We start from the raw sequence: 12693 nt of genomic DNA, 5'->3' as shown, positions 1-12693 counted from the left end.
GTATAGTCCTCGTTGACACAATTTTTCCACAACCATATAATTGAAACAACCACTTGTCAAGGAAAGCAGCAGGAGGTACCCCATGAAATCCACTGGTATAGTGAGACGAGTAGACGAATTAGGAAGAATTGTAATACCCATGGAACTTAGACGTACTTTTGGCATTGAAATTAAAGACCCTCTGGAAATTTTTGTGGATGGAGACTCCATCGTTCTCTCAAAATACCAGTCGGTCTGTGTGTTCTGCGGAAGCGGAACTCAAATCGAGAGTTTCAAGGGTAAAAACGTCTGTCAGGATTGCAAAAAAGAATTGCTAGGCGACAGAAGAGTTTAGACAAGATTAAAAAACTTAAGTTGTTACTTAAGTTTTTTAATTTATACGGTTTATACGGTTGGTTTCTAGATCGCCGGTTAGATCAAGCTTATGAATGCCCTTTGATATCTTTTTCGTGGATGTCAATGACGGCTTCGTAAACCAGGTGTTTGCTAATGCCGTATTTTTTGGCAACCTCAGAGATAGCCTGTTTTTTTCGGGTGCCTTTTTTGATTAAATCAACAACGGCTTCTCTAAGATCATCCGGCTTAAGTGCTTGTGCCATCTTTTTCGTGGGGCCAAAGAGCAAGACAATCTCGCCCTTAATTTCGGTGTCTCTTAATTTGTCCAGTAATTCTGAAACTGTCCCCCTGATTACTTCTTCAAATTTTTTTGTCAACTCCCGTGCAACCACCGCATCAACTGATGGATCGATTCCTGAAGCTTCTTCAAGCGTCCGTTTGAGTCTCTTTGGGGACTCAAATAGTACAACCGTGCGCCCGCTATTTAAGAGCTCATTTAAAAGTGCTATGCGCTCTCCTTTTTTCTTTGGTAAGAATCCCTGAAAGATAAAGCTATCGGTCGGTAGTCCAGATATAACTATCGCTGTGATTAAAGCTGAAGGGCCGGGAACCGGCTCAACGGGTATCCCCTCTTCTATGCACGCTTTAATTAAACGGTGGCCAGGGTCGGATATTCCCGGCATTCCGGCATCTGAGACCAGAGCAATTTTTTTACCAGCCTTCAACTCCCCAACCAGTTCTCTGCCTCTGGTCACCTCGTTATGCTCATGATAACTCGTCATTGGAGTAGATATCCCATAATGCGAGAGAAGTTTTATTGTCACGCGGGTATCCTCTGCAGCTATAAGGTCTACTTCCTTTAGCACCCGCAGGGCTCGAAGGGTAATGTCTTCAAGATTTCCAATTGGTGTTGCGCAGACGTAGAGTCTGCCTCTATTTTTAGACACGCCAACCCCTCATCTACTTGGTAGGCATCTTTTCCTGATTTTGCCTCCAGTGCTTCTCCGTGCTCTTCTTTGTTCTTAAGAGTTAAAAATAAATATGTCCAAAACACATTAAAGAACGCTTTAATAAATCCAGCGAACGCAAAGAGAGCCAATGAAGCCGCCAGGGCAACTAGCAAAGCCGCGGTTAAATTCACAGCGGTGATGCGCATCACTAAAATGCTTAACACAGCGATTATTACAAAATAAGCTATCAAAATCAAAATTCCTGCGGCGACCAGTAAAAGACATGCCGGTAAAACAAATTTGAGGTTCCTTCTGAACATTATAGTAGCCTTTTTAATGGAAGCTATGGCGCCAACGTCGTCAAGTATTATAAAGCGATGGGCAAAACTGTTTGTGATGACAGCAGTTATCCCACCCACAATAAGTATAATGCCCGCTAAAAGTGTAAATACAATCGCTAATATTAACCCTCTCTGTGTAAGCGGAGACATGGTTAAAAACTTCAGCGTAAGCATAATGATACTGGTTGTAGATATAACACATACTATAACAAAATAAGGAACGCCGATGGTAAGGGATTGGGTAATCATCGGCAAAGTTTTGTGCAGACCTGTATAAAGGCTGGTTCTCGCCCTGGGTTTGTTGTTCCCGCTAATTGCTTTAATATGGGCAATTATAGAGCCGGAGAACAGAAAATAAAAAACAACACTTACCAACACATAAGAGATGACGGCCATTGCCACAACAACCATATACTGTAAATTCCGCTGCCCGCTTCCTGAAATCATGGAGAGGAATCGCTCGGTGTACAAAGCTACACCCCAGAGCTGCTTATCAACGGCGTACGGAAGGTTAAGCATAATGCTAGCCGGGCCACTAGAAACAACAAGAAGGATTCCAAAAAGCCAGATTACTTTAAAATCCCATACCGTCTGAAGCGATTTACCTAAAAGCTCAGTATACCTCAAGATAATCGGCCCCTCCAGGATTAAAGGTTAGCTTTCCTTTAAAACTTTTGCTCATTAAAAGTATCGGGTGCTTTTTAGGAAAGTTAATACGGCACGGAGAACCGTGCCGCAATTTTTAAGATTTTTCGTGCAATTTACGGCTTTTAAGCCATCTATTTGCTCCGCAGGGTTATAAAAAAGTACGTCCAGTATGCACTTATAAACGCCTTAACAAAGCCAATTAGCGCCAGCATGCCAAACATCAAGGGAACTGCCATAACAAGAGCCAGGACCAGGTTATGCGTGCCAATTAAAACCAGAGGTATGCCTGCTGCAAGAAACAAAACGGCGATTAATAGATCAGCTGCTATACCTACCCCGAAAGCAATTAACCCCGCCAGGAAGACCTGCCCTAGGTTCTGCCTAAAAGTCAATGCGGCCGTTTTAATGGAGTCGACAATCCCCTTGCCTTCAATTACAATAAACCTTGCCGCAAGGGTGCCGATGAAGTCGACTAAAACTCCGATGACAAGCAACACTGGTAGCGAGATCAAAAAAATAACCACCGATAAAGCCACCCTTTCACCTGGTGGGTCCGACCCCTGCACTAACGGCAACACAACCAGTAAAGCAATAATTAATATGACAACTAAAGCCACGATTGAGAGAGGCAAGCTCACGAGTATAGACTGCCCAAGGATCTTATACATGTTTTGCCTACCGGTAGTTAAACCATCTTTAAATCCGGCACTCCTTCCTTGATAGGCATTACTAACCAGACCAATGAGAGTACCATTAAACAGGGGCCTTAAAAAAATGCCGGCGATTAAGTATACAACCAGAAGAGCTATACCGGCGATTATATAAGGTATAAGGTGATATCGATCGATAAAATATGCAACCTGTGCAGCCAATTCGTTAGGCGACATAGCCGCAGGCTCTTCCGGCCCTCCCAGAGGTATTATATTATAGTTGGCAAAATTAAATCCCGAGCCGCTGAAAAAGACCAGCAGCATACCAAACAACCAGATGACTTTGTTGCTCCAGACTGTTTTTAAGGAATTCTTTAATAATTTGCCGTACGGCACTGTAATCCCCTTTATATGCTTGATAATACAATAGGACAATCTTGCAATACTGCAATTAGATTTAAGTATTACTATTTTATTTAACTACTACTAATTCATAGTTACGACTGCCAAGTCCTATTTCTTCGCCATATGATAGTTGTGTGCGCCAATCCACTCCGGAGAGTGCCATAAACTTGTCTTTGTCGGGCACATTCCCAAGCCTGCCTCGATGCAGAGGCTGGGCTTTGTTTACTAAATCAACGCTTGCCTGGTCAATTGCAATAGGATCTATCGATGCCAGGATGCCTAGATCGGGAACAATCGGGGCTTCGTTCCAGCCCCAGCAATCACAATCCGGGCTTACATTTAAAACAAAGTTAAAGAATCCAACTTTTCCCGGTTTGTCTTTAATGACGGCCCACGCATATTCGACTATTTTTTCTTGCGTCACGGCGGGGTCGGTCTTCCAATTAACAGCTATGGCTTGAAACGTGCAAGTCACTGTGCACTCACCGCACCCGATACATCTTGAGTGATCAATAGAGGAACCGGCTTTGGTTACGGTTATTGCCTTTTCTGGACACCACCGGACGCACTTTGCGCAATTAGTACAAATATCCTGATCAATCTGCGGAAGCACATCCGAATGCATAACCTGCTTTGCACTGCGGCTGCCCAACCCCATCCCAATGTTCTTTAGCGCACCGCCAAAGCCCGTGAGCTCATGGCCCTTAAAATGGGTAAGGACTATCATTGCATCTGCATGGTAGGCAGTACTTCCGATCTTCGCCTCTTTTATGTGCTTGCCGTCGATATCGACGGTGATATAGTCCTTGCCGTTTAAACCATCAGCTATGATAAGCGGAGCACCTACGGTAGCGTAGCCAAACCCGTTTTCGACTGCGGCTATCAAATGGTCGACAGCATTGGAGCGTGAGCCAACATAAAGAGTATTTGCGTCCGTTAAAAACGGTTTTCCCCCTGCCTGTTTTACTTTGTCTACAATACGCCTCACAAAAATCGGCGAAAGGAAAGCCGTGTTGCCGGGCTCTCCAAAGTGGACCTTTATCGCAACTAAGTCTCCTGGCTCAATCAGTGATTTAAAGCCAGCTCTATCGAAAAGTTTGCCTGTCTTATCAAGCCAACTTTTTTTTCCATGAAAATCGCTGAAATATACTTTCGACATGAAAAACACCTCTGGGTTGTCAATTGTACGCTCATGATTGGCGAGCAATTAATTTGTGGCTCAAGCCTAGATTATAGCAAATTCCAGAAGTGCTATGCCAAAGTACCAAGGTTCCAAAGTGCCAAAGCCAAGAAATAACATTGCTATTTTGGCACATCAAGATATCCTGACCTTACCCAACCATCGTGATTTTTCTCTTAGCGTGGGTAGTAAAAAGAGAGATAAATTTTCTCTAAAAAGAAAGGAGTACCGATGGCTAGCGACCAGGAGATATTGTCAGATGTTCAGGATGCACTCACCTGGGATGTCAGGGTCAACTCAGCCAATATAGATGTAAGCGTCGTAAACGGAGTAGTAACATTAACCGGCACTGTTGATACCTACACGCAAAAGCTCGATGCATCTCAGATTGCAAGCCGGATCAAAGGGGTCGTCGATGTGGTAAATGAACTAGTTGTAAAACCGGTTTTTGTTAGGTCAGACCAGGAAATCGAAGACGACATATACGCCGCAATGCGAAGGGATGTTCTGGTTGATGAGACAAACATAATAGTGCGAGTTGCAAACGGCATTGTTGTGCTGAGTGGCTCAGTTGCGACTATGGCGGAAAAGAACGCTGCCGAAAGCGATGCCTGGCTAACGCCCGGCGTGACCGATGTTATCAATAATATTGTTGTTACGCCGGCTGTTGAGCGTATGGACCAGGACATACAGGAGGATGTCATTGCAAGCCTTGCAAGGGATACCAGAATCGACATTAAAAACATCGACATAGAGGTAACTGATGCGGTCGTTTATATAAGAGGAACAGTCAGTGATTTTACGCAAAAGTGGATCGCATCCGATGTCGCCTGGTGGACCCCAGGAGTCCGCGATGTTATCAACGAGCTAACGGTAAAAGCTACCGCATAAAGGAGTCTGCAGGCTCCTTTATGCGGCCTCTTCTTCAGGAAATTCATACTCCCTTAGTAAATCGGCCATCTCCTTTAGCCTCTGGTCGACCAAATAGTGTATAGTGCCTTCCGGGAAGGTGCCGTCCTCACGGCGGACTCCAGCTTCGACTCCAGTAAGTATTTCAATACCCTCATCAACTGTCTTTACGGGGTATATATGGAACATACCCTGCCTTACAGCATCTATTACTTCTTGCTTCAGCATTAGGTTTGTGACATTTTGGTGGGGAATCAGGACTCCCTGATCTCCGGTTAGACCTCTTGCTTTACATACATCAAAGAACCCCTCTATCTTACGGTTTACTCCACCAATCGGCTGTATTTCACCGCGTTGGTTGACGGAGCCGGTTACTGCAAAGCTCTGTTTAATCGGAACCCCAGATAGCGCTGAGAGAAGAACATAAAGCTCTGTACTCGAGGCGCTATCGCCTTCAACTCCTGAATAATTTTGCTCAAATGTAATGCTTGCCGAAACAGATAGCGGCTTATCCTGTGCATACATCCCAGCAAGATAATTAGCAAGTATAAGGACACCCTTGCTATGTGTTGGTCCGCTGAGCTTGATTTCGCGCTCGATGTTGATTACGCCTTTTCGGCCAAGATGAATTTTAGCGGTTATTCTTGACGGCTGTCCGAAATAATAATCGCCGAGACTTACGATCGATAAAGCGTTTATCTGCCCAACAACCGCACCCTCAGTTTGAAGCAAAATCATACCCCGATTGATCATTTCCTGGATCTTAGCCTCAATCATATTTGAACGATACTTCTTATGTTCTTCCGCCTGGTCGACATGCTTTGCCGATACCAGATCAGACGCATCGGTACTTGCCCAGTAACTGGCCTCACTTACCATGTCTCCAATATCCATAAATCTGGTCGAAAGCTTCTTCTGGTCCCCAGCTAACCAGGAGCCATACTCAACAATTCTCGCCACACCAGATGGGTCGAAGTGTTTAAGGTTAGATTCCCTAACCTGCTCGCTAACAAAGCTTGCATACCTCTGGACGTGCTCATCATCCCTATCCATCTCCGTGTTAAAATCAGCCTTAACCTTAAAGAGCTCCCGAAAATCTTCATCCAGATTATAAAGAAGCATGTAGATGTAAGGATTACCGATTAAAACGATTTTGACGTTAAGCGGTATCGGCTCTGGCCTGATGGCTGTCGCAGGTATCACTCTGTACTGCTCGCCCATTAACTCGATTCTAATCTCTTCGCTTCGAATCGCTCTCTTTAACGCATCCCATGCCAGTGGACTGGTTAGTATATCAAGCGCATGGATGATAAGATATCCGCCGTTTGCCCGGTGAAGAGCCCCAGCCTTTATCATAGTAAAGTCAGTACTCATCGCACCAAACTGGGCCCTATACTCTGTCTTACCGATCAGGTTATAGTAAGAAGGATTAAGTTCAATTACAACCGGTGCCCCTTTTAATTCGCTATTGTTAACGATCACGTTAACTTTATAGCGGTCGAAAGTCACCGGTCTCTGCAGCGCCTCCAGCCCGGGTATTGGAGATGCCGGCTTCTCAGTTACCCTAAAGTCTTCTAGATTTTCAATGATATCTTTTTCAACCTGATTAAGGTAATCCAATACCTTCGGAATATCACTGTATTTATCCCGTAAATCTTGCAAAAGGTGCCCAATAGCAAACAGGGCTACCTCTCTATCCAGCTGCTGCAGCTTCTCCTTCAACTCCTTTTCAAGCTTTCTAATCCGGGTGAGAACTTCGTTTATCTCCGATTGCAACTCCTCGCCCGCAGCTTGTATCTGCGCCTTTTGTTCTTCGGGGAGAAGATTGAACTCTTCTCTGCGTAGCGGCCTTCCCTTTATTAAAGGAATAGTTATTATGCCTGCAGTCGTAATCTCAACCGCAAATCCACGCTCATCGGCCTTCTTCTCGATCTCCGCAAAACCCTTCTCGCGAGCCTGCTCAAACTCGTTAGTAATCCGAGCTTTCCTCTCTTCATACTCCTTGCTCTCAAATGCACCTGGTATTTCCTCGCGCGTGTGCGCAATAAGCTCGTCCATATCTTTTGCAAAGACCCTGCCGCGCCCCGGTGGAAGCGATATTGCAAGAGGCTTATCCGGGTCATAGAAGTTATTTACATAACACCAGTCGTTCGGAACAGGTTCCTTTTCGGCCTTCATCTGGATATAAGCCTTAACCGTCGAAGTCTTCCCCGTTCCTGAGGGTCCTGCCGCATAGATATTAAATCCTTTGGTTTTTATCCCAAGGCCGAATTCAATTGCCTGCACGGCCCTCTCCTGCCCAATAGTACCTTTAAGCGGCTCAACCTCTTCTGTTGACTTAAACTGAAATATCGACTGGTCGCATTCACGGCGCAAATCCTCGATTGCAACCTCGGCGAAGTTATTGGTGCTTTTCCTTAAATTTACCAGTTCGCCCATTTGCGTCCTCCTTAAGCAAATTAATTCATTTGAGATGTACCCCCTTTTGACAAATTAAAAACAGGAGAACCATCTGTAAGCTGAACAAGTAAATCGGTCAATGAACAAATCAAATACAGCTTGAACAGGAGAAGGGAAGATAATCAGGCAAGAACTCTAATGCAGTGAGAGCCCATTGAATACTAGTGCTGCCGCACCAAGCATACCGGCTCGGTTCCCTAATTTGGATAGCACTATCCTGGCAACATCTTGATTTGGATGAAGCGTCCGTTCGGCAACAACATCTCTTGCAGGAGCAAGAAGAAGTTCGCCCGCCTCAGCCGCGCCTCCACCAATAACAACCAGCTCCGGATTGAATATGTTGATTATATTATTTAAACCGATACCCAGCCAAAAACCGGCTTCGCAAAAAACCTCTAGCGCAACTTTATCTTGCTTTTGCGCCGCCTCGGTGATCATAGGCCCAGTTATATTTTCAACTTTGCCTTTTGCTGACTCCAAAATGATGCTTTGTTTGTTTTGTTCTATTTTCTCTTTGGCTAACCTAACCAGAGCTCTTCCAGAGGCCATCTCTTCAAAACACCCGTAAGAGCCACAAGTACACCTGGGACCCGTTGCCTCAATAACCATATGGCCAATCTCGGCTGCACTCCCAGTTGCACCTCTATACAGGCAGCCGCCAATAACTATACCGCCGCCGATGCCAGTACCGATAGTCAGGCCAACAAAGTCCTGCGCATCCTTTGCTACCCCATAATATTTCTCGCCCCAAGCTGCAAGGTTTCCATCGTTATCCATAAAAGCTGTAAGCCCAAACCGTGCTTCGATGATATCTTTTAAGTGTAGTTCGCTAAAGGGTAGATTTGGGGATTGCACCACTATTCCATGTTTCCAGTCAATGGTGCCTGCAACTGCAAGACCGATTCCTGCTACCTCTCCTGCCTCTGCAGATAGCTCTATTAACCTTTCTATTTGATTGTTTATGGCGGCAATTACATTGTCGGCTGTTCCGTCCGGGGTATCTGTTTTGAGCATAGACAGAATATGGCCCTCGGCATCCACGATGGCGCCCGATAACTTAGTTCCACCAACATCTAAAGCAATCGCTATTTGCCTTGCCTTCATTTTCCACCTCGAAACCAGAGTTCTAAAACCAAGCTCAGGTAATAATATTTATCGGTCATTTTTTTTAGCACCATAGCTTGATTTACCCAACACTTATATTTTGACACCTTGGAACTCTTGCAACTTAAAAGATTGGCTTGCGTGCGAAAGAAAACTCCTCGGCAAAATCTACGCCAGGAGTCTTAGTAATCACGGTAATCTCTTCTGGCCTGATTTCTACAAGATTATATGACGGCGGAGTATAGCCACGGGTGCGCAGAGTTGCAACAGTCCCACTGTTTATTATAAGAGTGTTTGAAATACTCCAGGTGTATGGAACGTGCTTGTGACCGCACAGAACAAGATTTACTCCGGAACCGCGAAGAAGCGCGAGCACATCCCCTGCATCAAACACAATATTTCTCTCCCTACCGGTTCCCGGGACGCTCACCAGATGGTGGTGAAGCACAAAGACTTTAAAAGCATGCGGCGCGCTGAATTCTTCTCTCAGCCAATCGTAATGTTCACGTCCAATCTCGCCGTCGTTTAGATCCGGCTTGGTGGAATCGACTGCGACAAATTTTATGCGCTCCTCAAAGTTTTCTCTTGTGTGCATCCCAAACTGCAAATCTAGAGTGCTGTAGCGCGAACCAAAGATACCCTCAAAATAAAGGTAGCCAAGATTGCGGCTGTCATGGTTGCCTGGCAAGATAATCTTTAGCGGGCACTCAATCATATCCAGATATTCTTTGGCTTGCTCGAATTGATCTAAGTAACCGGCAGCTGTCAGATCGCCACAGACTACAACGACATGAGGCTCCAAAGAATTTATCTCCTGAATCGCATTCGACAGAAGCTCGTCGCTAAAACGCGGGTCTCCGCAATGAATGTCAGACATCTGCGCGATCTTATATAGATCTATCGCCATACAATCCTCCGGTTGACTTAGATAGGTTTTATTTTTCCTATTAGAGGTGGGTTTATGCACACCTGCAACCGATAGACAATAAAAAGGACGGAAACAAACTCCGTCCTTAAATATTTATTCAACCGGAAATCATAAATTGATAACCGAAAATTACTGTACTTGCGGCGCCTTAAAGCGTCTAAGCCTCAGCGAGTTCGAGACAACCGATACCGAGCTAAACGCCATCGCCGCTGCGGCATACATCGGGTCAAGCCGGATGCCCCAAATTGGATAGAGCACGCCGGCGGCAACTGGAATAAGTATGACGTTGTAGAAAAACGCCCAGAAGAGATTCTGGTATATCGTCTTTAAAGTCTTTCGCGATAGCGCGATTGCAGTCACCAGACCCTGTAAATCGCCACCCACTAGCGTGATATCAGATGCTTCGATAGCAACGTCGGTTCCTGTACCAATAGCGATACCGATATCAGCCTGAGCAAGAGCTGGCGCGTCATTTATTCCGTCGCCAACCATAGCTACAGTTTTACCTTCTTCCCGAAGCCGCTTCACTTCAATAGCCTTATCGGCCGGAAGCACTTCAGCCAAAACTCGATTTACGCCAGTTTGACTGGCTATTGCTATGGCTGTTCGCTTATTGTCGCCAGTTAACATAATGACCTCAAGTCCCAATTCTTGCAATCTCTTAACTGCAGAGGCTGAATTTGGCTTTAGCACATCAGCTACTGCAACAATGCCGGCAACCTGTGAGTCGACCGAGATAAACATCGGCGTTTTGCCTTCCTCAGACAGTTTTATTGCCTGGTCGGATAATCCATCCAGTGAAACGTTGTGCTCTTGCATAAGACGAAGATTTCCAAGCATTACCCGGCGCCCGTCGATTTTGGCACTGATTCCACGCCCAGTAAAAGACTCGAAATCATCAGGGCTTACAAGCACAACCCCTGCTTCTTTTGCTTTTGCAACAATTGCCTCACCTAACGGGTGCTCGGAAGCCCGTTCGGCAGATGCCGCAAAACGCAGGATGTCTGACTCGGAAAAACCATTTCTTGCCAGGATGTCGGTCACCACGGGTTTGCCTTGAGTAAGCGTGCCCGTCTTATCTAAGACAATGGTGTCTATCTTATGTGCGTTTTCCAACGCTTGCGCATCTTTAATCAAGATACCATTTTGTGCCCCCTGGCCGGTCCCAACCATGATCGCAGTCGGAGTCGCCAGACCAAGCGAGCACGGGCAGGCTATAATAAGAACTGCAATAAAGTTGAGTAAAGCTGTCGTAAAGGCTGGCTTAGGACCAAACAGGTACCAGACAGCAAAAGTAATGAGTGCGATTGCAATAACCGTTGGGACAAAATAACTCGCAACAACATCGGCAAGCCTCTGTATGGGGGCCTTTGAACCTTGCGCTTCCTCAACAAGGCGTATAATCTGAGCTAGAGCTGTCTCCGAGCCGACTTTTGTTGCCCTAAACTTAAAAGTGCCATTCTTATTAATCGTGGCGCCGATGACTGTATCGCCTTCGCGCTTCTCAAGCGGGATGCTCTCGCCGGTAATCATCGACTCGTCAACAGATGAATGGCCCTCGATAAGCGTGCCATCAACCGGCACCTTCTCACCCGGGCGAACAATAACAATGTCGCCCACCTGAATATCCTCAATCGGGATATCAATCTCATGCCCGTCTCGCACAACGCGACCTGTCTTAGCCTGCAAGCCTAAAAGTTTCTTTATGGCATCTGAGGCTCGACCCTTGGCCTTAGCCTCAAGATATCTCCCAAACAGAATTAAGGTGATAATAGTTGCCGCTGTGTCGTAGTAGACTCCATGCTGCAATCCCTGTGCAGCAAAAAACTTTGGAAAGAAAGTAACTGCAACACTGTATAGATATGCAACCGATGTACCCACAGCGACAAGCGTATTCATATCGGTGCTGCCATGTTTTGCGGTCAAATACGCCCCGCGATAGAACCGCCAACCTGCCCAGAATTGAACTGGGGTTGTAAGGACAAGTAATGCAATAAACCGGACCTGCATTGGGATAAGCTCAAGCGCCGGGATAAGCTCGTGCATACTTCCGACCATGATTACAGCGGTCAGTGCTGCGGCCACTACAAGCCGTTTTCTAAGACCCGCAATCTCGATCTGCTTCGGGTCTTTAATTTCTTCCTTATTTGGGGCACCTGCTTGATTCTCTTCCTTGACCTCGTAGCCTGCATCCTTTACCGCCTGCTTTAAATCGCGCGGGCCCGCCATCTCGGCAATATACCTTACGGTACCCTTCTCGGTTGCAAGGTTTACGTTGGCCTCGATAACACCGTCTATCTTTAACAAAGCCTGCTCTACTCTTCTTACGCAAGAGGCGCAAGTCATGCCGCCGATTGAAATAGTTATCTCATCAACCGGCACGTGATACCCAGAATCCTCAACAGCCCTGATCAAATCAGCAACATTGACATTAGGGCCATCGGCTTCGATAACCGCCTTTTGGTTCGCGAGGCTTACATTTACACTTTTTATGCCTTCAAGTCGACCGAGTGCCGTTTCCACACGACGTACGCATGATGCTCAGGTCATCCCTGTAATCGGTAAAATATATTTTTTTGTCACCGTTATACTACTACTCCTTCACGCACTATTGTCCTGCAGGTTTTAAGACTCGGTGTTTGGGGAAACAACCGGACTAAAAATACTTTTTTAAATTTTCCATCACTTTTCAAGCTTTGCCAATAATAATCCAACCGATTTTCTATTCGGCTGTTTTTATTCTTGAGTAAAGCTATACTCTTTTCAATTGATAAGCATTCTT

Annotated in this window: 9 protein-coding genes and 1 pseudogene; 2 read left to right on the top strand and 8 right to left on the bottom strand. The window is 45.7% G+C overall.

What is annotated here, in order from left to right:
* Positions 1-82: 82 nt before the first annotated feature.
* On the top strand, positions 83-334 hold the full coding sequence (locus K6T91_07885) for an AbrB/MazE/SpoVT family DNA-binding domain-containing protein (GenBank protein ID MCL6472713.1): 252 nt from the start codon (positions 83-85) through the stop codon (positions 332-334).
* Between the two features lie 88 nt (positions 335-422).
* Here K6T91_07885 and rsmI read toward each other — a convergent pair whose 3' ends face one another.
* The 4 genes from rsmI to K6T91_07865 all read right to left on the bottom strand — a co-directional run bounded on the left by rsmI (position 423) and on the right by K6T91_07865 (position 4489).
* A complete protein-coding gene (gene rsmI, locus K6T91_07880) occupies positions 423-1283 on the bottom strand; it encodes a 16S rRNA (cytidine(1402)-2'-O)-methyltransferase (protein ID MCL6472712.1) in 861 nt (286 codons plus the stop codon).
* Positions 1196-2254 carry a hypothetical protein gene (locus tag K6T91_07875; GenBank protein ID MCL6472711.1) on the bottom strand — a complete coding sequence of 353 codons (1059 nt, stop codon included), beginning with the start codon at positions 2252-2254 and terminating at the stop codon, positions 1196-1198. Before K6T91_07875 ends, rsmI begins: the two co-directional genes overlap by 88 nt.
* Positions 2255-2406: 152 nt before the next feature.
* Complete coding sequence (locus K6T91_07870; protein ID MCL6472710.1) at positions 2407-3321, bottom strand: hypothetical protein; 915 nt, start codon at positions 3319-3321, stop codon at positions 2407-2409.
* A gap of 76 nt (positions 3322-3397) precedes the next feature.
* Positions 3398-4489: a DUF362 domain-containing protein gene (locus tag K6T91_07865; protein ID MCL6472709.1), complete on the bottom strand. Its 1092-nt coding sequence runs from the start codon at positions 4487-4489 to the stop codon at positions 3398-3400.
* A gap of 252 nt (positions 4490-4741) precedes the next feature.
* Between K6T91_07865 and K6T91_07860 the strand changes: the two genes are divergently transcribed.
* The gene (locus K6T91_07860) at positions 4742-5401 is read left to right on the top strand and encodes a BON domain-containing protein (GenBank protein ID MCL6472708.1); all 660 of its coding nucleotides are present in this window, start codon (positions 4742-4744) and stop codon (positions 5399-5401) included.
* 18 nt (positions 5402-5419) lie between these two features.
* On the opposite strand, the gene K6T91_07855 is transcribed toward K6T91_07860, so the two are convergent.
* From K6T91_07855 to K6T91_07840, 4 genes and pseudogenes are all read right to left on the bottom strand, one after another.
* On the bottom strand, positions 5420-7858 hold the full coding sequence (locus tag K6T91_07855; GenBank protein ID MCL6472707.1) for an AAA family ATPase: 2439 nt from the start codon (positions 7856-7858) through the stop codon (positions 5420-5422).
* Positions 7859-8014: 156 nt separating this feature from the next.
* Complete coding sequence (locus tag K6T91_07850; protein ID MCL6472706.1) at positions 8015-8983, bottom strand: ROK family protein; 969 nt, start codon at positions 8981-8983, stop codon at positions 8015-8017.
* A gap of 124 nt (positions 8984-9107) precedes the next feature.
* The gene (locus K6T91_07845; GenBank protein ID MCL6472705.1) at positions 9108-9890 is read right to left on the bottom strand and encodes a metallophosphoesterase; all 783 of its coding nucleotides are present in this window, start codon (positions 9888-9890) and stop codon (positions 9108-9110) included.
* 150 nt (positions 9891-10040) lie between these two features.
* Positions 10041-12500 (bottom strand): annotated as a pseudogene (locus K6T91_07840) (heavy metal translocating P-type ATPase).
* Positions 12501-12693 lie beyond the last annotated feature (193 nt).

Source organism: Bacillota bacterium (assembly GCA_023511485.1).
GTDB lineage: Bacteria > Actinomycetota > Aquicultoria > Aquicultorales > Aquicultoraceae > CADDYS01.
This window is presented reverse-complemented; position numbering and strand designations above follow the sequence as displayed.